Raw genomic sequence first — 24,429 nt, forward strand, 5'->3', positions numbered from 1 at the left:
GGGTAAGGCGTAGCCGCCACCCGGCTTTTTTATTGTGGCTGCCTGAATTCGCCCGCTGGCGCTTCGCTTACCGGGCTTACAGAGCCGTTTATTCTGGCCACAGCCACGCCGCGCCGCGCACGCCGCTGGAGTCCCCGTGGACGGCTTTGCGGATCGGCGTTTCACACTCGCCGCCGAAGACCCACTGCTTCACCAGGTTCGGCACCGTGGCGTACAGCCGGTCGACGTTGCTCATGCCGCCGCCCAGCACAATTACGTCCGGATCGAGAATATTCACCACGTGCGCCAGGGATTTCGCCAGCCGCATTTCATAGCGGCTCAGGGCCAGCTCCGCCACCGGATCCTGCGCTTCGACCAGACGCATGATCTCATTTCCCTTGAGCGGCTGGCCGCTCAGGCGGTGGTAATCGGTCGCAAAGCCGGTACCGGAGATAAAGGTCTCAATACAGCCCTGTTTTCCGCAGTAGCACGGCACTTCGGTGCGGTATTTGAGTTCGTCTTCATCCATCCACGGCAGCGGGTTGTGCCCCCACTCGCCCGCGGTGCCGTTACCGCCGATATGGGCGCGCCCGCCGAACGCTACGCCCGCACCGCAGCCGGTGCCGATGATCACGGCAAACACGGTCTGGGCGCCGGCCGCCGCGCCGTCGATGGCCTCAGAGACCGCCAGGCAGTTGGCGTCGTTGGCCAGACGCACTTCCCGCTTCAGGCGCGCGCTTAAATCTTTATCAAACGGCTGACCGTTGAGCCAGGTGGAGTTGGCATTTTTAACCACGCCGGTATACGGCGAGATCGACCCCGGTATCCCCATCCCGACGCTGCCGGTTTGCCCTGTCGCCTGCTCGGCCATCTCGACCAGCCTGGCAATCGTCTCGATAGTCTGGTGATAATCATCGCGCGGCGTTGGCAGACGATGGCGAAACAGCTGCTCCCCCTGCTCGCTCAGTGCGATGACTTCTGTTTTGGTGCCGCCCAAATCGATCCCAATACGCACAAGACTCTCCTCATTATTTTGATTATCAACAGAGTAGAAGCACGCTTCCCGATTAGCAATGCAAGCGATGCGACAATTCGTTATCATGCCCGCTGATTTAACGACAAGGCCGTGGAAATTATCATGCTGTGGTTCAAAAATTTGATGGTTTACCGTCTCAGCCGCGACGTTTCGCTGCGTGCAGAAGAGATGGAAAAACAGTTAGCCGCTTATACCTTTTCCCCTTGCGGTAGCCAGGATATGGCGAAAACCGGTTGGGTTCCGCCAATGGGTTCACAAAGCGATGCACTGACCCACGCCAGCAGCACGGGTCAAATCATCGTCTGCGCCCGTAAAGAAGAGAAAATACTGCCGACGCCGGTGGTTAAGCAGGCACTCGAAGCGAAAATTCTCAAGCTGGAAGCCGAACAGGGCCGCAAGCTGAAAAAGACCGAAAAAGATTCGCTGAAAGATGAAGTACTGCACTCCCTGCTGCCGCGCGCCTTCAGCCGCTTCAGCCAGACCATGATGTGGATCGACACCGTTAACGGGCTGATCATGGTGGACTGCGCCAGCGCCAAGAAAGCAGAAGATACGCTGGCCTTGCTGCGTAAGAGCATCGGCTCGTTACCGGTCGTTCCGCTGGCGCTGGAAACGCCGATCGAGCTGACGCTGACCGAATGGGTACGCAGCGGTGCTGCGGCTCAGGGTTTCCAGATCCTTGATGAAGCCGAGCTGAAAGCCCTGCTGGAAGATGGCGGCGTGATCCGCGCGAAGAAGCAGGATCTGGTGAGCGACGAAATCGCCGTCCACATCGAAGCGGGTAAAGTGGTCACCAAGCTGGCGCTCGACTGGCAGCAGCGTATTCAGTTTGTGATGTGCGACGACGGCTCCGTGAAGCGTCTGAAGTTCTGCGACGAGCTGCGCGATCAGAACGAAGATATCGACAGGGAAGATTACGCCCAGCGTTTCGACGCGGACTTCATCCTGATGACCGGCGAGCTGGCCGCGTTGATTCAGAATCTGGTGGAAGGCCTCGGCGGCGAAGCGCAGAGATAACGGGCAAACCGTAGGCCGGGTAAGCGTTAGCGCCACCCGGCTAATTTTTTATTTCAGGTAGCGGCACAGATAAGAGGTAGGTTCAGCCACCTGCAGATGGAACTCACTGTGGCCAGGGACGTTGAAAACCTGTCCGGCTGCGTAAACTTTCCATTCCGTTTCACCCGGCAGTAAGACGTTCAGCGCCCCGCTGACGACCGTCATTTCTTCCGCTTCCGCCGTGCCAAAGGTGTATTCCCCTTCCGCCATGACGCCAACGCTGGCGCGGCCAGTGCTGCTGCTGGTAAAACCAATGGATTTCACTTTACCGGAAAAGTATTCGTTACTCTGAAGCATGAACTGGCCCTTATATTTTTAGATAAAAATTCACTATAGGGGCCATGCTCATCACCTGTCACGCAAAATCATTACATGAGCAGTTCCGAGGCCAGGCGAGCCATCAGAACGTTGGATAACAGCACCGGCACATCCAGCGCTTTTTGCAGTAAATCACGATGATGCTGGTGGAACCCCAGACAGTCCAGAATCAGGACATCGGCCCCTCTTTCCAGCAGTTCCTTCCCGGCAGCAATGAGTTTGGCCTCGCTGTCCCAGAACGGATTGGCCAGCGCGTACAAGGGCACTTTTTCCAGCACGTGCCATTTTGCCTCCTGGTTATCCATGAGCTCCTCAATGGGGACAATCACCCCCACCTGATGGCCATCCACGATGGAGGCCACCAGCGGCGGAATGATGCGCATCGGTTCCAGCAAAATCGCATTGCGCGCCGTAAGTCCCTTTATGGGGGCGGTGCTCATCAGCAAAATAACGTCATATCCCTGATTATCGAGCACTTCTATTACGCCCTGCAGCGAGCGCTCGATCTTCTGGCGGGAAACATGCGCCAGTTTACCGTCACTTAATAACGTCGCCAGGGGATCCTCCCCCGCCTCGACAGCGTAGTCTTCCATGACCTCTTCCCGACTCATCTTGCCCAGCAGGCTGAGATGCGTAATCTGTTGTTCAGATACATGCTCGGTTAAGAGCGGTAACACTTCGCTTACAGGGACCACACCAATGGTGAGGATCGCCAACGTTGCCTTCATCTTTATCGCCTTCCATTACTCCAACATCGTGCACACAGGTACAGGCTCACTACGCTGCACAGTTCGTTTTTTCAACAAAACAGCACCAAGCGTAGCAGGTGATCCCGACACCGAAATGTAAAGATCGCCTGCCGATACCAGAGTTACTTGTATTAACTAAATATTAACTCCTGCTTAACTTTTACGATGAGTAAAAAGTGTGATTCAGGCACGATCCTGGAGCGTTTAGGAAACCGCTCAGGTTATGTCGGGATCTTCATAGCGCCGCTTCGCATCCAGCGCTTCCTGTTCCGTCTCGTGTTCACTGATCAGCGAGTCGGGTTTGGGGTGATCGGCACGCAGTTGATACCAGGTCACAGTGTGACCTGTCTGGCCTTTTTCAACGGTCACAATGCGCGCTTCACGCGGATAGGGAGGTCTTGTTGGCATAGCTCATCCTTTTTTTATGTCTGAGCTATAAGTATAGACGCCGCTTAGCTGGCACACGCCAAACGCAGGGCGGTAATAATCTGAATCACAACGTCTTCGGGAGAGGCGGACGCATCCACCACGTGGTGAGCCGCTTCGCGGTATAACGCATCGCGTTCGGCCAGCACTTCACTCACCTCTTCGTTCAGCGGCCTGGAGGTCAGCGCAGGGCGTTGCCCCTCTTCCGGAAAGGCTTCCAGACGCCCAACCAGGGCCGACACCGGCGCGCTGAGGTAAATCACAATCCCCTTTTCGCGCATAAAGTGACGATTACACTCCGCCAGAACAATGCCACCGCCGGTGGCGATCACCGCGGACGGGGTCGTGACCGCTTTCAGCGCGGCCGTTTCGCGTGCGCGAAAGCTCTCCCAGCCTTCCTGCTCAACAATGTCGGCGATGGTTTTTCCGGCCTCGGTTTGCAGCCAGTGGTCGGTATCCACAAACTGGCGATGACACACGCGTGCCAGCTCCAGGCCAACGGTGGTTTTCCCACAGCCGCGGGGGCCAACTAAAAAGATGGGTTGGGTCATAGCCAGGTGTTCCCCTTGATGCCGGAAGGCTGAAGAGTGTAAAGAAATAATTGCAGAAGATGTTGCGATTACTTTACTGCAAAGCGGTACGGGATGACAACCCTGTGGAGGCCACACTGTACCACACATTGACAATAATTATCATTTCGCTGTACGGCGCTTCACTTCCAGCAGCCATTTATCCAGCTCGGCAGCAAACTGCTGGCGATCGCGCTGTGACAGGCTGTCCGGCCCACCGGTCTGCACGCCGCTGGCCCGCATGGTATCCATAAAATCGCGCATCGTAAGCTTCTCGCGGATGGTCGACGGCGAGTATCGCTCTCCGCGCGGATTGAGCGCCGCCGCCCCTTTCTCCAGCACGTCGGCCGCCAGCGGAATGTCCGCCGTGATCACCAGATCTTCCGCGCTGCACAGGCGGACAATTTCGTTGTCTGCCACGTCGAATCCGGCAGGCACGCGCAAAGAACGAATGAAGCGCGAAGGCGGCACGCGAATGTTCTGGTTCGCCACCAGCGTCAGCGGCATCTGAACGCGCTCGGCGGCGCGAAATAAAATCTCTTTAATCACGTTCGGACACGCGTCCGCATCAACCCAAATCGCCATATTGTCTCCCCATAATGTCTCTGCCGACTATTGTCGCCTGCATTTCGTTGTTAAGCTATCAATCAGAGAAAACAACGCATAATGACGGAGGATCGTGATGGACAAGAAAATCGGGTTTATCGGCTGCGGTAACATGGGCAAAGCCATTCTGGGCGGCCTGATCGCCAGCGGGCAGGTGCTGCCGGGTCAGATTTGGGTCTATACCCCGTCACCGGACAAGGTCGCCGCGCTGCGCGATCAATACGGGATTAACGCTGCCGAAAGCGCGCAGGAAGTGGCCCAGGTCGCCGATATCGTCTTTGGCGCCGTCAAGCCGAACATCATGATCAAAGTGCTGAGCGACATCACCTCCAGCCTGAATAAAGAGACGCTGGTGGTGTCGATTGCCGCGGGCGTGACGCTTGACCAGCTGGCGCGCGCGCTGGGCCATGACCGCAAAATTGTTCGCGCAATGCCCAATACCCCCTCGCTGGTTAACGCCGGCATGACCTCCGTCACGCCTAACGCGCTGGTGACCCCGGAAGACGTAGCCGATGTGCTGAACATTTTCCGCTGCTTCGGCGAAGCGGAAGTGATTGCCGAATCGATGATCCATCCGGTGGTGGGCGTGAGTGGTTCTGCGCCTGCGTATGTCTTCATGTTCCTGGAAGCGATGGCCGATGCCGCCGTGCTTGGCGGAATGCCGCGCGCCCAGGCGTATAAGTTCGCCGCGCAGGCCGTCATGGGCTCCGCCAAAATGGTGTTGGAAACCGGCAAACACCCGGGTGAACTGAAAGATATGGTTTGCTCCCCAGGCGGTACCACCATCGAAGCGGTGCGGGTGCTGGAGGAGCGCGGATTCCGCTCGGCCGTCATTGAGGCAATGGCAAAATGCATGGAAAAATCAGAGAAGCTGAGTAAATCCTGATCGTTTCAGTCGGGCGTCAGGCGGCCACTTCGGTGCGGCTGCGCCCGGCATTTTTCGCCCTGTACAGCGCCACGTCAGCCGCCTTTAGCCATTCCCGATAATGTGCAAACTGCGGCCCCCAGGGGGCAACGCCCACGCTGATGCGCAGCGCCTCTTTTGGCGCGCACGGTAGCGACAGCTTTTCCAGCCGCTCATGCACCCGGGACATGACGGCGATGGCGCTTTCCGCTGCGGTCTGCGACATAATCACCGCAAACTCATCCCCGCCAAACCGGCCGATGGCATCACCTGACCGCACCGACATCTGAAGCTGGCGCGTGATGGCAATGATCGCCTCGTCGCCCACATCGTGCCCCCAGGTATCGTTGATATTTTTAAAGTGGTCGATATCAATCAGTAAAATCGTGGCGGTGCAGCGATCGCGGCGGCAATGCTCAAATTCATTTCGCAGCAGCATTTCCCAGTGTCGGCGATTATAGACCCCGGTCATGCCGTCGCGGGTGCTCATCATTTCCAGCCGCTGTTTATGTTCCGCAAGCCTGACGGCGGTGCGGTGGCTGAGCCAGGCAAACAGCATGGGATAAAGCACCAGTACGGGAAGCGTTAAGCTCCACTCCACGAGGTCGGGGTTGAAGACGGCCACACGCCCAACAAGCGGCAGCGTCACCAGCGCGGAGAGCAGAGTCAGCAGGATCCCCGGGATAAACAGACGACAGCCCCCGGAGCCCATCATATTCATCCCGACCATCATCACCAGCGCTGCCGTGGGTAACGCGCTCATCCCCATCACGCCGATCCAGAGCCCGGCAATGATGGCATCGATCTTAAGATTGAACTCTTCCTGCTGATGAGGTGACGCGGCCCGGCAGGATAACTGCCAGGCGAAATGGGGCCAGACGAACGCCCACCCCACCAGTAAAAGCCACCAGCCTCCGGGTAAAAAATGGGTGACCAGCATGCCCGCAACCGGGAAAAACATCGCTGCCAGCCCCACGGCGCGCGCCAGCCGAACGCGCCGGGCAAACTGAATGCCGGCGCGGTGAGGGTCATCCTGAGAAAGGGTTAAATTCCACTCTTCCCGAATGCGCTTTGTGTTGTAATACGTTTCATCATTCATCATTTTTGGGAATATTCTGAAACATTTTCCCAAATTATAGAGAGGGGGTCTGCGGGGAAAGTATGAAATTTCGGGTGAGCCGCCGGAGCCGCTCACCCGTTCGAACTACACTTTTTTCTTCAGGCAGGCACTCATGAACTTGCTGCGGTCATCCCCTTTCAGGGACTGCTCGGTTGCCTTGGCATTACACTCGCGCATCTTTTGCTGCTGAGGCGTCAGGCTTTTTTCAGCTGGCTTTGAAGCGCCGTTTTTGAGGCAGTCGCTCATGTAGGTCTTGCGGGCATCGCCCTTCAGACTCTGAGACGTCGCCTGTTGATTACAGGTGGTCATACGCTGCTGCTGCGGCGTTAATGTTTTCTCTTCCGCGTTCGCCGATGCGACCAGGAACAGGCCGGAGAGCAGAGTAACCAGTAATGTTGTTTTCATTGCACCATCCTTTTGTGAACATTCCCTGTAAGTCTGGTTCGTGACAGGAAAAAAACCACCCGGCAGATGTGATTTCCGCCGGGAATTTATCATTTCAGACCCAGCGCCGCCTTCATGGTGTAGAACAGATCCGTTTGATCGGTCAGGCCTACCACGTTGGCCGCGTGCGGGCCGTAGGCGGCAACGCGCAGCTGGGTGCCGGTGTGCTCCATGGACTCTTCTTCAGAGTTGCCGTAGCTCATCACCATGACGGCGCCATCTTTGGTGTTGAGCGCCTGCGTCAGGCCAGGGGCTTTGGTATCTGGCGGAACGATCTGGCTGGCGTGCGCGTGATCCGCAGTGACGATCACCAGGGTGTTACCGTCTTTTTTCGCGAACGCGAGCGCCTTCTGCACCGCTTCGTCCAGATCGACGGTTTCGCCAATCTGACCGCACGGATTTGCCGCATGATCCTGCTTATCGATCGACGCCCCCTCAACCTGCAGGAAGAACCCTTTTTCGCTCTTGCTCAGCAGATCGATCGCTTTATCGGTCATCGCCGCCAGCGTCGGTACGCTGTCCTTGCGTTTAGGGTTAGGCGTACAGGTCACCGCTGGCTTATCGATATTACCGTGATATGAGGCTTTTGGACCTTCCCAGCGCACGGGCATGTTGCCGTCAGAGAACAGCCCCAGCAGCGGCTTGTCCTGGTTCGCCTCGGTTATCGCCGCCAGCGTATTTGCGTCACTCACCAGCTGATAGCCGCGCGCCTGCGCCTGCTCGCGCAGCGTTTTGCCCTGCCACTCGCCCGCCGTCGCGGTTTCCGCGAAGGTTTTCGCGCCGCCGCCCAGCGTCACGTCAGGACGCGCATTCAGCAGCTGTTCCGTAATCGAGCCTTTGCCGCCTTTTTCCAGCGCGTTCGTTGGGCATTTTTCGCTGGTCACTGACGGGCCGTAGCACTTACGCGAGGTCACGTGTGCCACCAGCGCCGCAGGCGTCGCATCCTGAAGTTCAGCGGTGGAGACGTTCCCGGTCGCCAGGCCCGCCGCTTTTGCCATCTCCAGAAGGGTTTGACGATCTTTTTCGTGAATATCCACGCCCAGCGCGCCATTATAGGTTTTCACGCCGGTGGACCACGCCGTGGCCGAGGCCGCAGAGTCCGTTACGTAATCCGGTTTACCGGTTTTTTTATCCAGCGCGTAGTGGGTATATTGTCCGGTCAGCGGTAATGCGTCGATACCTTTAAAAAAGCCGCCCGCCCCCTCGGCATAATTTCGCGCCGCCGTGATTTCGGAATCACCCATTCCATCGCCAATCAGCAGAATAATATTTTTCGCCGGTTTTTCATTAAGCGAAGCGCGAATGGCGGCGGTTTGATCTTCCGACAATCGGCGCGCGCCGCCGGGCTGGGTGATATCCCCTTTTGCCGCGCGATTATCCAGGACGCTGGTTTGCGTCGTGTCAGCATAAATGGCAGGGGTAATTAACAGAGGAAGTAATGCGATGAAAAGTGCGCTCTGTTTCAATTTATTTTCTCCATGTAAAAATACATAAAAATAAAAACAGAGCGACTATAGGCATCCTGCATGACAATTCTATGACACGTCGTTACGTCCTGTGACGGTTTAGCTGCGAGGATGCCTTAACAGCTTCTTTACGTACTGGTGGAGCATCTCAGCATCTTCAACCGGTACCTGCGATTCAGGCCTGACGCTCTCCAGCGCGCCTTCCACGCTCTCAATCAACGCCTGCTGATCGGTTTTCGCCATTTGTCGCAGCAGCGCGGTGACCACAATTTCAAGCGCTTCGACCTGGGCCACCAGCTCTTTTGACTCTTCTTCCTTTTGTGCCAGCTTGACCAGCAATTCAGCAATGAGGTTTTTCATCGTGCCAGTTCCTTTTCAGTTTTATCTGACGTTATCACTCTGAATCCATAATGCAAAGAGAAGAAATTAATTATGGTATGCAAAAGTGATACAGAAACGGAAATAAAGAGACCTCGCCGTGAGCGAAACGTTTTTCTATAAAAAGATGCCGCATTTTGTTATATAAAAATGCGGCTACCATAAGAATATATAATACATCTGCGAAAGCGTTATCTCGCCGATTTCGCCTCCGCCATTTGTCTGCGGCGTCGCAGCGCAATAGCCAGCTGGATAATATTGATTAAAACGACAATCGCCGTCGCCGCAAATACCCAGCGAAAACCGGCCATCGCGGAAACGGAGGCGCCAATAAGCGGACCGGCAACATTCCCCAGATACATAAATGACTGGTTATATCCAAAAATACGCCCCGTCACCTGGTCGCTGGAATATTTGACCAGCAGGGTCTGTACCGCAGGCAACATGGCGCCATCGGCAAAGCCGAGAAGAAATCGCAGTACGCCAAGCTGAAGCGGAGAGGTGACGAACGACATGGCGAAAAAGAGCACCACCGCAAAGATCAGCGTCGCCATCAGGATGCGCGCCGTACCGATCCTGTCACCCAGTTTTCCGAGACGCGGCGCGGAAATCAGGGCGGATACGCCCGGCACGGCGGCAATCATGCCGCTTAAAAAAGCGATATTCGTGCTCTCCGGCTCCATTGACTTGATAAACAGCGCCAGAATCGGCCCCACGGAACCGTTACAGAGCTGGATCACCATGGTGGTGACAAACAGGCTGATCATCAGCCCCGGATAAGGCAGCGAGGCGAAAACGGCCTTGCCGCTCAGGCGCTCAGATTTACTGATAACCGGGCGGCCTCCCTCTTTAATCAGAAAGAGCGTGACCAGAAAACTGACCACCAGCAGAACCGCAGTGATGATAAATACCGCGCGCAGTCCGACGTGGTCCGCCAGAAAGCCCCCCAGCAGCGGGCCACCGATGACGCCGCTGATCTGCGCCGTGGAGAGCGTGCTCAGCGCCCAGCCGCTGCGCTCGCGCGGCACCTGAGAGGCGACCAGCGCCATGGCGTTTGGAATATACCCGGACGTCAGCCCCATCACCGCCCGCATGAAGAACAGCTGCCAGACGTTGGTGGCGAAGGCCTGCAGCAGAATGGCTATCGCCATCCCGAGCGAGGCGCGCAGCAGCATCAGTTTTCTGCCTTTTCGATCGGCCAGGCTGCCCCACATGGGTGACACAATCGCGGACACCAGAAAGGTGACGCTGAACGTCAGGCCGGACCACATGGAGAGCGCTTCGTGCGAGGTGACCCCCAGCTGCGAGACGTACAGCGGCAGGAACGGCAAAATCTGGCTGATGGCCAGCCCGGTGAAGAAGCAACCGAACCAGACCGAGATGAGATTAACTTTCCAGGATTCCATACAGAATAGTCTTCATTTTTAGGCGAATTCGCCGTCAGATTAGCAAGTTACGCGTGTTAACGTCGCACCAGAGATGCGGCCTGACCGACTTTGGTGTTTTATCTTCCCAGTCATCATATTTGTGAAATAAGTCACAATTCATCCATTTTCTGGCGGAATATTATGCTTCACCGGCACAGGCCAAAACCGCGCATTCCGAGATGAAAATGGTTGGCATGCGCCGCGTTGTACTCTGGCCCCAGACCGTTCCCGTAGTACCCGCAGCTTGCCGCCAGCATCGCCTTCAGCCAGGGCTGCGTCGTGGCCGCCTTCCAGCCGTTCAGCACCGTGACGCGGTCGCCGTTCGCCAGACGAAAAGCGGCAATATCCAGCGCCTCCGCCGTGGCATGCTCGCTGCGGCGCGCGTCAGGGCGGTGATAAATATTGCGGCAGGCAAAGCTGCCGAGGTGGTCGATACGCGCGAGGTCGCTGCCCGTATAGCGTTTTGTCAGCGGCCGGGCCTGCTGGCTGATAAAGAGGGCTGAACTGAGCGCCAGCGGACAGCTGGCAAGAAAACTGCCGTTCAGGCCGACCGGGCCGAAGTTGCGCACGCGCACGACGTTGCTCAGCGGGCATTCCCCGGCGCTGTCAGCGACCGGCTGGGTGCGGATGAGATCGCGTTGATTAGCCTGCGCAAGCAGGCTTGCGCATGCCTCGGGCGTTAAGCGCCGAAGCTTATACTGGGTGATTCGGCCTGGCGGATCGTCAAGCGTCAGCGGTATGAAAGGGTTGTAGTAAGGCGGCAACCAGCGGTAACCCACCGTTGCGACGGCGATAAGAATCAAAACGGTCAGCAGCGTTTTTCCTTTCACTCGCCCCCCTGAACATTCCCCCAAACATTATGGCAGAAGGTCGCGAAACCCGCCGGGCATCGTGGTATGTTATTGGCTTTTCGTCAGACTGGAAGAGAGTGAGATGGCTAAGCAGCGCGTAGGTATTGTCTTTGGGGGAAAATCAGCGGAACACGAAGTGTCATTGCAATCGGCTAAAAATATCGTTGATGCGATCGATAAAAGCCGTTTCGACGTGGTGCTGCTGGGCATTGATAAGCAGGGCCAGTGGCACGTTAACGATGCCAGCCAGTATCTGCTGAATGCTCACGATCCGGCCCATATCGCCCTGAATCCTTCAGAAATTAGCGTCGCCACCGTACCCGGCGTCGCGAAGGGGCAGCTTATCGATGCCGGCAATGCACAGGCACTCGCTCAGATCGACGTGGTCTTCCCTATCGTTCACGGCACGCTGGGGGAAGATGGTTCCCTGCAGGGGATGCTGCGCATGGCCAACCTGCCGTTCGTCGGCTCGGACGTACTCGGCTCCGCCGCGTGCATGGACAAAGACGTCACCAAACGCCTGCTGCGCGACGCCGGGCTGAATATCGCGCCGTTCGTCACGCTCACCCGCGCCAACCGCGACAAGCACAGCTTCGCGCAGATTAGCGCTGAATTGGGTCTGCCGCTGTTTGTGAAGCCAGCAAACCAGGGCTCCTCCGTGGGCGTCAGCAAAGTGACCAGCGAAGCTGAGTTCACCCAGGCCGTCCGCCTGGCGTTTGAGTTCGACCATAAAGTGGTGGTTGAGCAGGGCATCAAAGGCCGTGAAATTGAGTGCGCCGTGCTGGGCAACGATTTTCCACAGGCGAGCACCTGCGGCGAAGTGGTCTTAAACAGCGACTTCTACTCGTACGACACCAAATACATTGATGATAAAGGCGCGCAGGTTGTCGTGCCTGCGGATCTCGATCCGGCGGTTAATGATAAGATCCGGGCGATCGCCATTCGCGCTTATCAGACGCTCGGCTGCTGCGGCATGGCGCGCGTGGATGTGTTCCTGACGCCGGAAAACGAGGTGGTGATCAATGAAATCAACACGCTGCCGGGGTTCACTAACATCAGCATGTATCCGAAGCTGTGGCAGGCGAGCGGCCTCAGCTATCCGGAACTGATCACCCGCCTGATCGAACTGGCGCTGGAGCGTCATGCCGCCGACAGCGCGCTTAAAAGTTCCGTAAACAGTTAATCGGCGCGCTTCGCCGACGCTGCCTCATCCGCTGTCGTCTCTTCAGGACGGCGGCGGATAATCAACCCCGCCAGCCAGAAACTGATGACCCAGGTCACCAGCCCAACGGCATAGGTTTGCCAGCCTTTTGCCTCAAACCCCAACAGGCCCACGACACCGTTAAGAATAAAGATCAGCCCGATAGCGAAGGCGTAGTAGTGCCAGTCACGGCGTAGTTTGGACGTGAGCTTCATAACAACTCCGGCAGGAAAAAAAGACATCCTCTCACAGTTTTACGGCCAGGTCTGTGGCAGATACGGAAATTCTGAAACGCGACGCAATTTCACTTAAGTTAATAAATTGTGACGTGCTGCAGAAATCAACAATCCAGGAGGATTCCGGCGCGTAAATTACCACGATTCTGATATTGACAAATGCGATGACCTGTCAAACTCACCCTGTACGAAGCGTATTAACAGAGCGATTTATCCGGAGGTCATCATGGCTGACTTTACATTGTCGAAACCGATTTTTGGCGGAAAACCAAAAACCTCCACGGCGGGTAATATCGCGTATGCCCTGTTTGTTCTGTTCTGCTTCTGGGCTGGCTCGCAGCTGCTCAATATGCTGGTCCATGCGCCTGGCGTTTATGAACATCTCATGCAGGTACAGGATAACGGACGCCCGCGAGTTGAGATTGGCTTTGGCGTCAGCACCCTGTTCGGCCTGATTCCCTTCCTCGCGGGATGTATGATTCTGGGCGTTGTGGCATTAGTGCTGCGCTTTCGCCGCCGCCGTTAAAGCCCCATACAGCGAGCCCGGCGATCGTCCACGCGTTTCGCGAACCACGCGGTGGTCAGGTTCCGCGTGATCTTCGGGCTTTCCAGCTGAATACCCGGCAGGATAGCCCTCGGTAACGTTTTCCCGCTTTTCTGCTCTGCAAGCGCAAACACCTTCTTGTAGAGATCCGTTTTCTCAAAGGCCAGGCTGTCGCCTTTCTCAAGCTGACGGCGAATGTCGCTGTTGCTCATATCAAGCGTTGTCGATAATTTCCGGATCGCCCGCTCGGTGCTTCCCGCCTCGCTGCTGCCGTAGGCGATAAGATCGCCGTCCAGCGCCAGCTTAACGCCGCTTGCGCGGCTGACCGCACTCTGGAATGCCGCATTACGGCTGGCATACCAGCCTGCGTTAAAGTCGGCAAAGCGGTACAGCGGCTCATCGTAGTTCGCCGGGTAGTTCAACAGGTGATACGTGCCGAACCACAGTCCGCCGCGCAGGGAGAAGACCTCCTGGCGCACCGTACCGTCGATTTTCCACGGATAGCCGTCGGTGTGTTTCTCCGCGAACGCGATGCTTACCTGCATTGGGCCACCGGTGTGGACCGGGTTCAGTGAGCCAAACAGCTTCTGCCCCATCGGCACCATGTTGATGAAATCATCGAAAATAGCGCTAAGCTGTTTTTCGGTTTTCACCGTATCCAGCCGTTCGCTGTAGCTTTTGCCGTTCGGCGAGGTGATTTTAAGCGCTGTATGCACGAGGAACACCGGGATATGCATGGACTCCGCGCGGCGGTCGATCTCTTTCCAGGCGATTTTATTCAGCCCCGGCACAGCCGGGTCTGACTGGTACATCGACTCCTGCTGTGCCACCGCCAGCACCGAACAGATGTTCTCCTCGGTCGGCGCAATCTTTTGGCTCTCAAAGGTTTTTGCCAGCGCGTCTGCCCACGCATTGCGATCTTTCACGCTGGCGGGCATTTTCTGCCGCACAACGCTCGCCACATCAACGGGCTTCTCGCCCTTTTTGAGCGGAGCGGCCCCCTTTTCGGCACAGCCTGCCAGCACAAAAGCGGCCAGTATGGTCAACGGTAACGCGCGCGGTACGGCAAAAGGCATAGCAACGTCCTGTATTAGCTAAATGTGTTGGTGACTTCCTGCAGGTCACGATCGTCCAGCTCGCGTTCAAAGCTGCGCAGACGTTTGTAGATGGACATCAGTTCCACCAGCGTGGTCCAGGAGCTGATCAGGTACTGGAATGAACTTCTGACCTGATCGAAAACGTTAGTAATTTGGGTCATCAGTCCCAGGGTAATTGTCCCTGCAACAATTGACGGGAACAACAGGACTATTCCAAAAACAGTATCGGCCTGAAGATATAAAATACGAGCTATGTTGAAATACATGTAGTGGAAGTAGAGCTTAAAGTAGTTAAAACGGACGTTCTGAAATAACTCTTTTACCGTTGGTGGCGCAGCTCGTGATGGGTCATCCTCACCGTAAACGAGTTCTTTACGGTAAGCCGCTTCCACGCGCTGATTTTTAAATTGTAACCCCGGTAATTTGATCCCCACCACAGCAAGAAGCCCCGTTCCCATAAGAGACCAGACCAGTGCGGCAATAACCAAACCATAGGGTAAATGACCAACAATTGGAAGTTCAGGCACATGGGGTGAAAGTGCAATCAGAATCGGTAAAAAAGCGATAAGTTTCATCACAGCATTAAGCAAGCTGACCCCCATGTCCTCCAGCGTTGAGGCAAAACGCATGGTGTCTTCCTGCACACGCTGTGCAGCACCTTCGATGTGCCGCAGTCGTTGCCAATTTGCCATGTAATATTCGTTCATAGCAGTACGCCAACGGAAAACGTAATGGCTAACGAAGAAATTGTTCAGCACTGCCACTGTTACTGCAATCATGGCAATGCCGGTAAAACTAACGAGACTGGCATAGAGTTCACCAATCGGAACCTTATTCGGGGCGCTTAGCGCTTTTTGGATCAAATCGTAGAAGGGTGCATACCATGCATTAATTGCAACGCTCACTTCCACCATGAACCAGGTAACGAAAATGATCAGTGCAGATCCCAAAATCGACCAAAACTGCCAACGATGCGGAGAATACTTGAACCAGAAGAGTGCAAACAGCCCCACACATACCGTGTAGTAGGCATAAAATACGATAAAGCTCAGCGACCAGAAGCGCGCCGCGCTAATCGGCACCTCACCTGTCGCCCCCGTGATGCGCGTCAGCCATGCGCCGCCGCCCGCCTGCCAGAAAATGACAGCGATCAGTGCCCAAATAAATGCCGACAGGAAAAAAGGCCCCGGCTTTGGGAAAAAAGACTTAAACATAATGCTTCCTTCTTGTTGTTATGGCTGTTGCTGTGTACAACACGTCACCACACGATAAACCTGCCCGCGCCAGACTCCCGGCCCGGGCAAAAAGGTCAGACCCACGGGTTGATTATTAGTTCGCTTTCCAGTTTTCGAGAATTGTTTCGGTGCGTTTCACCGCGAGAGGATTCGCTGGCGCAATGAAGTTACGCCAGACGTCGTTGTGATGGTTAATCAGGATCTGTGCGTCAGCAGCCGGACGGTTGGCGGTGGTATGGGCATCTTCGGCAACGGTGATGTGATAACCCCGGCTAACGCCGTTCTTGATCGTCGCATCGACGCAGTAATCGGTGGCGCAGCCGCAGATGACAAACTCGCGAATGCCCTGCTCCCGCAGCAGCGCCTCAAGCCCGGTGTTGTAGAAGGCATCGCAGGCCGTTTTGGTCACGTAAAGCGCGTCGGCAGGCTGATGGAGTTCAGGCAGTAGCGCAAACCCTTCGCTTCCCTCTTCTAGCCCCCCGGCCTCGGTATGCTGTATAAAAATCACCGTATCGGCTGCCTGCGTAAGCTGGTTGATCAGAGAGACACACTTTTCGCGCTGATGACGAGGGGTTTCAAACACCCCGTTTTGCATATCGACAACCATAACCACACGCTTCTCAGACATACCGTTCTCCGTAAGATTGAGTGACACTGGTGCCTATCATAAGCCCGATGTCACAAAATGGGAGATGGCTCGCAAGTAAATTGTTCATATTTACCCATGGTTACGTTTTTCTCGCTATCGTTATGCAATTCGGGGCATTGCACGGTACCGATTAGTAGTATAAATACCCATTACTTTCCTCATTCACTTCATGGATGCTTTTCGTTGAAACGTTGTCTGCTCTCTTTTGCCGCGCTGTGTGCGGTGAGCTTCTCTACCGCCCAGGCAGCCCAACCGCTGACGGCTCCCGTTTTAGCTTCAGATATTGCCGATCGCTACGCGAACCTTATCTATTACGGCAGCGGCGCGACCGGTATGGCGATGGTCGTTATCGACGGAAACCAGCGTGTATTTCGCAGCTTTGGCGAAACGCGCCCGGGCAATAACGTTCACCCGCAGCTGGATTCCGTTATCCGCATCGCATCCTTAACCAAGCTGATGACCAGCGAAATGCTGGTGAAACTGCTCGACCAGGGCGTGGTGAAGCTCGACGATCCGCTCAGCAAATACGCGCCGCCAGGCGCCCGGGTCCCCACGTATCAGGGGACGCCGATCCGGCTCGTGAACCTTGCTACCCACACCAGCGCCCTGCCGCGTGAACAGCCAGGCGGCGCGGCGCATCGTGACGTATTCGTCTGGCCAACGCGCGACCAGCGCTGGAGCTACCTGAGTACCGCCACGCTGAAGGCGGCGCCGGGCTCTCAGGCCTCATATTCAAACCTGGCGTTTGACCTGCTGGCGGATGCCCTCTCAACGGCGGCTGGCAAACCCTACACCCAGCTGTTTGAAGAGCAGATCACCCGTCCGCTGGGCATGAAAGACACCACGTTTACCCCGTCCCCAGACCAGTGCCGTCGCCTGATGGTGGCGGAGAAAGGCGCCAGCCCCTGTAATAACACGCTGGCGGCCGTGGGCAGCGGCGGGGTTTACTCCACGCCTGGCGACATGATGCGCTGGATGCAGCAGTTCCTTTCCTCGGATTTCTACTCTCGCAGCAGCCAGGCCGACCGTATGCAGACCCTGATTTATCAGCGTACTCAGCTGCATCGGGTCATCGGGATGGACGTGCCGGGTAAAGCCGATGCGCTCGGCATGGGCTGGGTCTATATGGCACCGAAAAATGGCCGGCCGGGGATTATTCAGAAAACCGGCGGCGGCGGCGGATTCATCACCTATATGGCTATGATTCCGCAGTCGAACGTGGGCGCGTTTGTGGTGGTCACTCGCTCCCCACATACGCGTTTCGTCAATATGAGTGACGGTGTTAATAACCTGGTGGCGGAATTGAGTGCCAATAAAGCCCAGGTGCTTACCGCATCCAACTGAGATTAATATTCCGTGGGCAAGCGGTTGATGCTGACCAGCTTGCCCCGGCTCATATTGATATAATTTCCCTGTCGCAGGGCGGCCAGAACCTCGGCAACAACAGAACGTGAAATGCGTGTGCTTTGCTGAATATGATTCATCACACCGATTTTTGAACGCAGCGTTTCATCCCACTCGGCCATATTAAGCAGCATAGCGCGGATCTGGTGATAGGAGTTATTGCCAACCAGCTGCTTATCGCGCTTTTCAAGAATGTAATTTATCCAGGATAACCAGCTGAAGGCCTCTTTCCACAGTGAAAATTGCTGGATTTGTTGTCGGGTAGTTTCTGTGGATAAATAAAAACCGGTACAGGCCGTTTTAGCAATCACTCTGTATTCCTGTGAATGATTAATCATCACCGTAGCCAGACCAAAAATAAAGGGGGCGGTCGCAATCCCCACCAGAAGTTCATCAGAAGGGCGATAGATCTCAATAACGCCGGTTTGTAATACGATCGTGCGAGGCTCATTCGATTCGCCCGACGTAATTAATTGTTGGGGTGCACATGTAAAAGGGGTACTGGCTGCTATTAACCCCTGTTCGAGCCGGCGTAATTCAGAAAGTGGTTTCGCATTAACGTTCATGCAGACCTCAAGTCATCCGTATTTGTCGGTTCAATATTATTTTTATTGCTTCGCTAAAAAGCGGAGGAGTTAACCCCTCCCCCGCTTTATTCATTACCAGGTATATTTCACACCCAGGTTTGCGCCCCAGTTCTGGTCAACGTCGCCGCCGCCAAGATATGTGGCATCCGTGTAAGCGCTGAAGTTCTTCGTGAAGCTGAACTGTGTGCCCAGCCCAACACGAACAGCTGAACCTTTCACGCCGTTATCAATGCTGTCACCGTTAATATCGGCATTGTTATCGGCGTCGTCATAAACCCAGGCCAGTTTGAAGTAAGGGGTCAGAGCCTGATCGCCGCCGTAGTTGAAGGTGTAACCCGTATCAACACCGAGTTCATAACGCAGGCTATCGTATGATTGTCCATCCATGCGCATGTCATTGCTGAGGCGATAATCATCGCCTGACTGGAACAGACCCGATACGGCTGCGTATGGCGTTACGTAGCCAGAGAGGTTTGGCTTCCAGTCATAGCCCAGCTTCAGACCAAAGCCAACAGCGTCACTGGTGGTATTGCCGTCAACATACTGACCGTTGCTCATGTTAGCGGAGAGATCGTTGTTGAAGCGGGTGTAGCTCAGGGAGCTGTCGAGGAAAAGATCGTTCATGAACTTCGCTGACGCGTAGATCATCGCCGTCTGGCTATCCTGATCGACCTGGCCGGTACGATCGCTGATATCGCCCTTCGCGAAACCTGCCGCACCACCGACGATCCACTTCGCGTTATTACCGTCAATCTGGGTATCCAGACCCACCATAATACCGCTCACGTCCTGATCGTAGCTGATAACGCCGTTGTCACCGTCGAAGTTGCCGCCGAAGTAGCTCACCCACGCCCCGCCGTTATCCGCCAGGCCGTGACGGCTGTTGGTCAGACGCGCACCTACGGTATCCTGCTGCAGATTCCAGATATTGGTATTAGCAGAAGGGATGCTCAGCGCCATATTGGCATAGTCGGTCAGTTCTTTCTGCTGCAGAACGACGGTGTCACCCTGCTGCTGCGCCTGGTAGGTATAAGCACCTAAATCGGCTTTGTTTGCGGCAGTAAAGCTGGCCGACGTATCCGCGTTATTGTCATAGACACGGACAATCTCTTTATTTTTGTAATCAGCGACGGAACCTGCTCCGGTCGCGTCGTCGATACGGACTTTATAGTTGCCTGCGACGTCACCGTTCACCGCCAGATGGCCGTCAGAGTGAATGGCCACTACGCCGTAGTCATAATCGGCGCTGCGCTTGTCGTTAGTGATATAGCGTGCGTTGTTCAGATCGCTGTTCAGCACGTAATCGCGGCTGGCAACATTCAGCACGCCGCCATCGGTCAGAACCATAGTGTGCGTATCAACCTGGCCCAGACCCAGCGCCAGCTCTGCACCGTTATCCACGGTGATGGTGTTGGCATACAGCTCGGCCGTTTCTTCCGTCAGTGCCGCACGGCTATCGCTGTCCAGATACAGATGGTCGGTGGCCACGCCGCCGTTGTCGCCGATGTTCAATGAGGAAGCATTGGTCAGAGTGATGGTATCCGCCAGCAGGCCTGAGTTTTCAACATTGACCTGAGACTGGTTGTTTACCGTCAGCGTGTCGATGTTTGACATCTTGCGGGTATCCCACTCGGAGCCGTTATCCAGCGCAATGTTAAACAGACCGCTCTGATACACCGCTTCACCCGCAACATGTGCGTTGCTGTCATAGGTGGAATCCGGCCAAATGCTGTTCGGGGACAGCGTGCGCCAGTCTACGTTGCTGTAGCCCTGGCCATACATCTGCGTCGTGCCGATAGCCTCAACGCTGGACTGCGCAGCACCGACCCATTTGCTGCCGTTGGTCAGGGTGACATCCAGCTTATCGGTGCCGTCCCAGCCGTTGGTGGTAGGGTTATAGACGCCGTCTTCGGTGGTATCGGTTGCCGGATCGCCGTTCGGGTAGAAGTTGTTGTCGAAGGTGCTGGAGAACAGGATGTCGCCCGTAACGGTGGAGTGATCGAACGTGGCAGCGGTCTGCATCGCGTTATCAGACGCGCTGGCGGTAACAATCAGCGCGGCATCATCTGCCCCTGTCGCGTCGGTTTCACTATAGTCGCTCGGCTTCGCAGTCTGACCGTAGAATCCGCTGGTACCTAAATCGCGGTACGCACCGGAAGTCAGTACCGAATCTTTTACCAGTAGCGTGTCGGTAAAGACCTTGCTGCTGTTGGCTACGCCTTCAACGCCGTCGTACGGGGTATTATCCCGTTCCTGATACCCCTGCGTCAGGGTAATCCCCGCGACGTGAGAATTATTCTGGATAACAATATCTGATTCCACATCCAGGGTAATCGCATTACCCATATCATAGGTATCCAGATAGTGTCTTTCCGTATTTTCCCCATTCACAACATCATACGCATAATGTTCATACGTATCGTTAATGGTGGAATTATCAACGGTCAGGCTAAAACGATCGTATTGAGCATGTTGGGTGCCGTCGGCATCCAGACCATCAGCACAGGTGGCGGTCATACACTGAGAGGTAATCATGCCATTAATGGTGCTGTTGGAAATACTCAACGCATTCGCCCGACCATTGATGCCATCATCGAGATAGTACGTTGAAATAACACCATTCACGGTGGTTTTATTAATCACCGGGTAAATATCACCATCGTGGATGGCATCTGAGAAATCCCAGTCGGCATAGCCATAATACCAGGGAGTGGTCGCTGTATTATCGTATCCGAAGGTATTATATGTCGTACCGGAAATATCCTTCGCATTGGCCTGAGAAGCGATAGCCAGGGTGCAGGCTAATGCAAGTTGAGATACAACGAGTTTCTTTTTCCATGTTTGCATTGGGTCATCCCTCCTCAGGGACGTAAGCAAGTTTGTCCATCAATGAATTTGCAATATTTAATTGCGGAGGGAATTATGCAGTTTCATTTCGAAAAGGTTCAATGAATGTTTCCATTAAGTCCGCATTCAGACAAAAAACAGATTCAGACCACAACGCACAGGGCGTCATAAAATAAATATTATAAAAACAAAATGTTAATGCATGGGCAAAGCAATCAGGGAAATATCATAAAAAATAATAAATCATTTTTAATGATACATTCATTTCCATATAGAAATAACACAAATATCTCATTCTTCTCTCAGCGTTATACTGTCCTGCATTATATATTATTGGTAACAGGCAAACTCATCTGCCGCATTTCGCAAAAGCAAAATGCCCACTTTAGTAAAACACCCGTCGCCACTTTGAGGTACACTAGCCCTCTTTGTTCCACAAACATCAGGCATACCATGACCGATTTAATTGCACGTCCCCGCCGTCTGCGTAAGTCACCTGCACTGCGCGCTATGTTTGAAGAGACAACCCTGACCTTAAACGATCTGGTGTTGCCGATTTTTGTTGAAGAAGAGATCGATGACTACAAAGCCATCGAGGCCATGCCGGGCGTCATGCGCATTCCGGAGAAATATCTGGCGCGTGAGATCGAACGTATCGCCAACGCGGGGATCCGCTCGGTGATGACCTTCGGCATCTCCCATCATACCGACGCCACCGGCAGCGACGCGTGGAAGGAAGATGGCCTCGTCGCCCGCATGTCCCGCATCTGCAAAGAGACGGTGCCGGAAATGGTGGTGATGTCCGACACCTGTTTCTGTGAATATACCTCTCACGGCCACTGCGGCGTGCTGTGCGATCACGGCGTGGATAACGATGCCACCCTGCTGAACCTCGGCAAGCAGGCGGTCGTCGCGGCCGCTGCGGGTGCGGACTTCATCGCACCGTCTGCGGCGATGGACGGACAGGTTCAGGCGATTCGTCAGGCGCTGGACGCGGCCGGTTTCACCGACACCGCCATCATGTCCTACTCCACCAAATTTGCCTCCTCCTTCTACGGTCCGTTCCGTGAAGCAGCCGGCACGGCGCTGAAGGGCGATCGTAAAACCTATCAGATGAACCCGCTGAACCGCCGCGAAGCGATTCGTGAATCCCTGCTCGATGAAGCCCAGGGCGCAGACTGCCTGATGGTAAAACCGGCTGGCGCATACCTTGATATCCTGCGCGACATCCGCGAACGCACCGAGCTGCCGCTGGGCGCTTACCAGGTGAGCGGCGAGTACGCAATGATCAAGTTCGCCGCGCTGGCAGGGGCGATCGACGAAGAGAAAGTGATCCTTGAAAGCCTGGGCGCGATCAAACGCGCGGGCGCGGATCTGATCTTCAGCTACTTCGCCCTGGATCTGGCCGAGAAGAAAATTCTGCGTTAATCCGCTTTAGCGCCGGGTGGCGGCTTCGCCTTACCCGGCCTGCTCTCTGCTCAAATCTTCACCCAACTGCAATACAATCGACATCTGCGCCTTCTACTGTCTTCGCAAGACGGCAGGAGGAGTGACCATGTTTAGCCTCGATAGCGTTCTCGACGATCTTTGGCCTCAGGCGAGGCCCGCCCCCTGGCAAAAAAGTCTGTTAAAAAGACTGTTCTACGAAGACGAGTTTCAGCAGTTTGCCGCCGCCCACCGCCACCTGAAAGGACTGGATATGGTGGAGCAGGTTCTGGAACACCTGGATATTCTCTGCACCGTTTCCGCCCGCGATCTCGAACAAATCCCCGAACATGGCCCGCTGGTCATCATTGCCAACCACCCGACGGGTACGCTGGACGGTCTGGCGTTGCTGTACGCCGTCTCCCGCGTGCGGCGCGACGTTAAAGTCGTGACCAACCGGATGCTGACCCACCTTGAGCCCCTCAGCTCGCTGTTTATTCCGGTGGACAATATGGGCGGCAGGACGGCGAAGTCGTCGCTGGTGCAGATGGAACAGCACCTGCAAAACGCGGGCGTACTGATCTTCTTCCCGGCAGGCGAAGTTTCCCGCCCCACGCGCAAAGGCATTCGCGATAAGAAATGGCACTCTGGCTTTATCAAACTCGCCGGCAAGCTGCGCGTCCCGCTGCTGCCGGTGCATATTCAGGCGCACAACAGCCTGCTCTTTTACGCCAGCACGCTGGTCTCTCCGACGCTGTCGATGCTGCTGCTGATGCAGCAGATGTTCCGCCGCCGCCACAGCCAGCTGCCGATTAAAATCGGCCAGCAGATTGCGTGGCATCACTGGCACAGCGCCACCCTTTCGTCGCGTGAGATGGCCGAACAGTGCCATCAGCACGTGATGCGTCTTGGCAAGGGAGTGCCCGGCGTCTTTAAAACCCAGTGCGCGATTGCCCGTCCGGAAGACCGGGCCACTTTGAAGCGCGCGCTGGCGCAGGCCGAATCTCTGGGCAAAACCAGCGACGGGAAAACCATCTATCTTTGGCAGCGCAACGGTCAGGAAGACGCCCCGCTGCTGCGGGAGCTGGGCCGCCTGCGCGAGATTGCCTTTCGCGCGGTGGAGGAAGGGAGCGGCAAACGCCGGGACACCGACAGCTACGACGATGATTATCTGCACCTGATCCTGTGGGATGAGGAGGATCTGGAGATCGTCGGCGCGTATCGCTTTATGCCGACGGCCATGCAGATCGAAAAGCGCGGCGTTGAGGGGTTGTACAGCTATAGCCTGTTCCACTACGACGACAAAATGCAGGACGTGCTGGCACACGGCATTGAGCTGGGGCGCAGCTTTATTCAGCCGCGCTACTGGGGGCGCCGCGGCCTGGACTATTTATGGTCCGGCATTGGGGCGTATCTGGCGCGTTATCCGCACTACCGCTACCTGTTTGGCCCGGTCTCGATTTCCGGCGGCTTACCGCCTGCCGCGCGGGATCTGCTGGTCGCCTTTTACCGCCTGTGGTTCCCGGCGACGCATCCGCTCGCCGCCTCGCGCAAGCCCTATCCCGCATCCCTGCCGGACGTGCTGGCGCAGTTTGGCGGCGTGGATTACGTGGACGATCTGACGAAGCTGAAATCCCTGCTCGGCAATCTTGGCTGCGGCATTCCGCCGCTCTACAAGCAATATTCCGAGCTGTGCGAGCCCGGCGGCGTGCAGTTTATTGATTTTGGCAGCGACCCGGCGTTCAACAACTGCGTTGACGGCCTGGTGCTGGTGGATTTGTGTTACCTGAAGGCGAACCGCTATCAGCGGTATATTGAGGCGCACCTTTAAATGTGCGGTATTTTGTAGGCCGGGTAAGGCGTAGCCGCCACCCG

Annotated in this window: 25 protein-coding genes; 7 read left to right on the top strand and 18 right to left on the bottom strand. The window is 55.6% G+C overall.

Going from position 1 to position 24,429, the window contains the following annotated elements:
• Nucleotides 1–88: 88 nt before the first annotated feature.
• Complete coding sequence (gene mak / locus HMPREF3143_RS01645) at nucleotides 89–994, bottom strand: fructokinase (protein ID WP_021241673.1); 906 nt, start codon at nucleotides 992–994, stop codon at nucleotides 89–91.
• A gap of 123 nt (nucleotides 995–1,117) precedes the next feature.
• Between mak and rdgC the strand changes: the two genes are divergently transcribed.
• Nucleotides 1,118–2,032 (top strand): recombination-associated protein RdgC, encoded by a 915-nt coding sequence (rdgC, locus tag HMPREF3143_RS01650; RefSeq protein WP_008503269.1) that lies wholly within the window; start codon nucleotides 1,118–1,120, stop codon nucleotides 2,030–2,032.
• A gap of 48 nt (nucleotides 2,033–2,080) precedes the next feature.
• Here the strand turns inward: rdgC and ppnP are convergent, their stop codons facing one another.
• The 5 genes from ppnP to HMPREF3143_RS01675 all read right to left on the bottom strand — a co-directional run bounded on the left by ppnP (nucleotide 2,081) and on the right by HMPREF3143_RS01675 (nucleotide 4,718).
• Nucleotides 2,081–2,368: a pyrimidine/purine nucleoside phosphorylase gene (gene ppnP, locus HMPREF3143_RS01655; RefSeq protein WP_008503270.1), complete on the bottom strand. Its 288-nt coding sequence runs from the start codon at nucleotides 2,366–2,368 to the stop codon at nucleotides 2,081–2,083.
• A gap of 71 nt (nucleotides 2,369–2,439) precedes the next feature.
• Nucleotides 2,440–3,117 carry an AroM family protein gene (locus HMPREF3143_RS01660; RefSeq protein ID WP_008503271.1) on the bottom strand — a complete coding sequence of 226 codons (678 nt, stop codon included), beginning with the start codon at nucleotides 3,115–3,117 and terminating at the stop codon, nucleotides 2,440–2,442.
• Between the two features lie 237 nt (nucleotides 3,118–3,354).
• The gene (gene yaiA / locus HMPREF3143_RS01665) at nucleotides 3,355–3,546 is read right to left on the bottom strand and encodes a protein YaiA (RefSeq protein WP_008503272.1); all 192 of its coding nucleotides are present in this window, start codon (nucleotides 3,544–3,546) and stop codon (nucleotides 3,355–3,357) included.
• Between the two features lie 44 nt (nucleotides 3,547–3,590).
• Nucleotides 3,591–4,115, bottom strand: a complete 525-nt coding sequence (gene aroL / locus HMPREF3143_RS01670) for a shikimate kinase AroL (protein WP_008503273.1) — start codon at nucleotides 4,113–4,115, stop codon at nucleotides 3,591–3,593.
• 141 nt (nucleotides 4,116–4,256) lie between these two features.
• The gene (locus HMPREF3143_RS01675; RefSeq protein WP_021241674.1) at nucleotides 4,257–4,718 is read right to left on the bottom strand and encodes a YaiI/YqxD family protein; all 462 of its coding nucleotides are present in this window, start codon (nucleotides 4,716–4,718) and stop codon (nucleotides 4,257–4,259) included.
• A gap of 97 nt (nucleotides 4,719–4,815) precedes the next feature.
• Between HMPREF3143_RS01675 and proC the strand changes: the two genes are divergently transcribed.
• A complete protein-coding gene (gene proC / locus HMPREF3143_RS01680; RefSeq protein ID WP_021241675.1) occupies nucleotides 4,816–5,625 on the top strand; it encodes a pyrroline-5-carboxylate reductase in 810 nt (269 codons plus the stop codon).
• A gap of 16 nt (nucleotides 5,626–5,641) precedes the next feature.
• On the opposite strand, the gene adrA is transcribed toward proC, so the two are convergent.
• From adrA to HMPREF3143_RS01710, 6 genes are all read right to left on the bottom strand, one after another.
• Nucleotides 5,642–6,745, bottom strand: a complete 1,104-nt coding sequence (gene adrA, locus HMPREF3143_RS01685; RefSeq protein ID WP_070531527.1) for a diguanylate cyclase AdrA — start codon at nucleotides 6,743–6,745, stop codon at nucleotides 5,642–5,644.
• 102 nt (nucleotides 6,746–6,847) lie between these two features.
• Nucleotides 6,848–7,168, bottom strand: coding sequence for a phosphate starvation-inducible protein PsiF (gene psiF, locus HMPREF3143_RS01690; protein WP_008503278.1), 321 nt, complete (start codon nucleotides 7,166–7,168; stop codon nucleotides 6,848–6,850).
• A gap of 89 nt (nucleotides 7,169–7,257) precedes the next feature.
• Nucleotides 7,258–8,673: an alkaline phosphatase gene (gene phoA, locus HMPREF3143_RS01695; RefSeq protein ID WP_070531531.1), complete on the bottom strand. Its 1,416-nt coding sequence runs from the start codon at nucleotides 8,671–8,673 to the stop codon at nucleotides 7,258–7,260.
• Nucleotides 8,674–8,772: 99 nt separating this feature from the next.
• Nucleotides 8,773–9,033 (bottom strand): anti-adapter protein IraP, encoded by a 261-nt coding sequence (gene iraP / locus HMPREF3143_RS01700; protein ID WP_023293178.1) that lies wholly within the window; start codon nucleotides 9,031–9,033, stop codon nucleotides 8,773–8,775.
• A gap of 209 nt (nucleotides 9,034–9,242) precedes the next feature.
• The gene (locus HMPREF3143_RS01705) at nucleotides 9,243–10,457 is read right to left on the bottom strand and encodes a multidrug efflux MFS transporter (RefSeq protein WP_070531535.1); all 1,215 of its coding nucleotides are present in this window, start codon (nucleotides 10,455–10,457) and stop codon (nucleotides 9,243–9,245) included.
• Between the two features lie 167 nt (nucleotides 10,458–10,624).
• Nucleotides 10,625–11,308 (bottom strand): extensin-like domain-containing protein, encoded by a 684-nt coding sequence (locus tag HMPREF3143_RS01710; protein WP_023343472.1) that lies wholly within the window; start codon nucleotides 11,306–11,308, stop codon nucleotides 10,625–10,627.
• A 103-nt stretch (nucleotides 11,309–11,411) separates the two neighbouring features.
• Here HMPREF3143_RS01710 and ddlA point away from each other — a divergent pair, with 103 nt between their 5' ends.
• Complete coding sequence (gene ddlA, locus HMPREF3143_RS01715; protein WP_070531539.1) at nucleotides 11,412–12,512, top strand: D-alanine--D-alanine ligase; 1,101 nt, start codon at nucleotides 11,412–11,414, stop codon at nucleotides 12,510–12,512.
• On the opposite strand, the gene HMPREF3143_RS01720 is transcribed toward ddlA, so the two are convergent.
• Nucleotides 12,509–12,745, bottom strand: coding sequence for a DUF2754 domain-containing protein (locus HMPREF3143_RS01720; RefSeq protein WP_008503286.1), 237 nt, complete (start codon nucleotides 12,743–12,745; stop codon nucleotides 12,509–12,511). The two genes, ddlA and HMPREF3143_RS01720, sit on opposite strands and share 4 nt — an antisense overlap.
• A gap of 247 nt (nucleotides 12,746–12,992) precedes the next feature.
• Here HMPREF3143_RS01720 and HMPREF3143_RS01725 point away from each other — a divergent pair, with 247 nt between their 5' ends.
• Nucleotides 12,993–13,292 (top strand): DUF2755 family protein, encoded by a 300-nt coding sequence (locus HMPREF3143_RS01725; RefSeq protein WP_008503287.1) that lies wholly within the window; start codon nucleotides 12,993–12,995, stop codon nucleotides 13,290–13,292.
• On the opposite strand, the gene HMPREF3143_RS01730 is transcribed toward HMPREF3143_RS01725, so the two are convergent.
• The 3 genes from HMPREF3143_RS01730 to HMPREF3143_RS01740 all read right to left on the bottom strand — a co-directional run bounded on the left by HMPREF3143_RS01730 (nucleotide 13,289) and on the right by HMPREF3143_RS01740 (nucleotide 16,270).
• A complete protein-coding gene (locus HMPREF3143_RS01730) occupies nucleotides 13,289–14,386 on the bottom strand; it encodes a DUF1615 domain-containing protein (RefSeq protein WP_047745450.1) in 1,098 nt (365 codons plus the stop codon). The two genes, HMPREF3143_RS01725 and HMPREF3143_RS01730, sit on opposite strands and share 4 nt — an antisense overlap.
• Before the next feature lie 14 nt (nucleotides 14,387–14,400).
• Nucleotides 14,401–15,621 (bottom strand): peptide antibiotic transporter SbmA, encoded by a 1,221-nt coding sequence (gene sbmA / locus HMPREF3143_RS01735; RefSeq protein WP_025912609.1) that lies wholly within the window; start codon nucleotides 15,619–15,621, stop codon nucleotides 14,401–14,403.
• A 115-nt stretch (nucleotides 15,622–15,736) separates the two neighbouring features.
• The gene (locus tag HMPREF3143_RS01740; RefSeq protein WP_021241684.1) at nucleotides 15,737–16,270 is read right to left on the bottom strand and encodes an isochorismatase family protein; all 534 of its coding nucleotides are present in this window, start codon (nucleotides 16,268–16,270) and stop codon (nucleotides 15,737–15,739) included.
• 204 nt (nucleotides 16,271–16,474) lie between these two features.
• Here HMPREF3143_RS01740 and ampH point away from each other — a divergent pair, with 204 nt between their 5' ends.
• Nucleotides 16,475–17,635, top strand: coding sequence for a D-alanyl-D-alanine-carboxypeptidase/endopeptidase AmpH (gene ampH, locus HMPREF3143_RS01745; RefSeq protein ID WP_008503291.1), 1,161 nt, complete (start codon nucleotides 16,475–16,477; stop codon nucleotides 17,633–17,635).
• 2 nt (nucleotides 17,636–17,637) lie between these two features.
• Here the strand turns inward: ampH and HMPREF3143_RS01750 are convergent, their stop codons facing one another.
• Together HMPREF3143_RS01750 and HMPREF3143_RS01755 are read right to left on the bottom strand one after the other, a co-directional pair.
• The gene (locus tag HMPREF3143_RS01750) at nucleotides 17,638–18,261 is read right to left on the bottom strand and encodes a helix-turn-helix domain-containing protein (RefSeq protein ID WP_008503292.1); all 624 of its coding nucleotides are present in this window, start codon (nucleotides 18,259–18,261) and stop codon (nucleotides 17,638–17,640) included.
• Between the two features lie 93 nt (nucleotides 18,262–18,354).
• A complete protein-coding gene (locus tag HMPREF3143_RS01755; protein ID WP_070531543.1) occupies nucleotides 18,355–21,129 on the bottom strand; it encodes an autotransporter outer membrane beta-barrel domain-containing protein in 2,775 nt (924 codons plus the stop codon).
• Nucleotides 21,130–21,582: 453 nt separating this feature from the next.
• On the opposite strand from HMPREF3143_RS01755, the gene hemB reads away from it, so the two are divergent.
• Both hemB and HMPREF3143_RS01765 read left to right on the top strand, forming a co-directional pair.
• Nucleotides 21,583–22,557 (top strand): porphobilinogen synthase, encoded by a 975-nt coding sequence (gene hemB / locus HMPREF3143_RS01760; protein WP_021241687.1) that lies wholly within the window; start codon nucleotides 21,583–21,585, stop codon nucleotides 22,555–22,557.
• 127 nt (nucleotides 22,558–22,684) lie between these two features.
• On the top strand, nucleotides 22,685–24,385 hold the full coding sequence (locus HMPREF3143_RS01765) for a bifunctional ornithine lipid synthase OlsF (RefSeq protein ID WP_070531545.1): 1,701 nt from the start codon (nucleotides 22,685–22,687) through the stop codon (nucleotides 24,383–24,385).
• Nucleotides 24,386–24,429: the final 44 nt, after the last annotated feature.

Source organism: Enterobacter sp. HMSC16D10 (assembly GCF_001807145.1).
Lineage (GTDB): Bacteria > Pseudomonadota > Gammaproteobacteria > Enterobacterales > Enterobacteriaceae > Enterobacter > Enterobacter roggenkampii.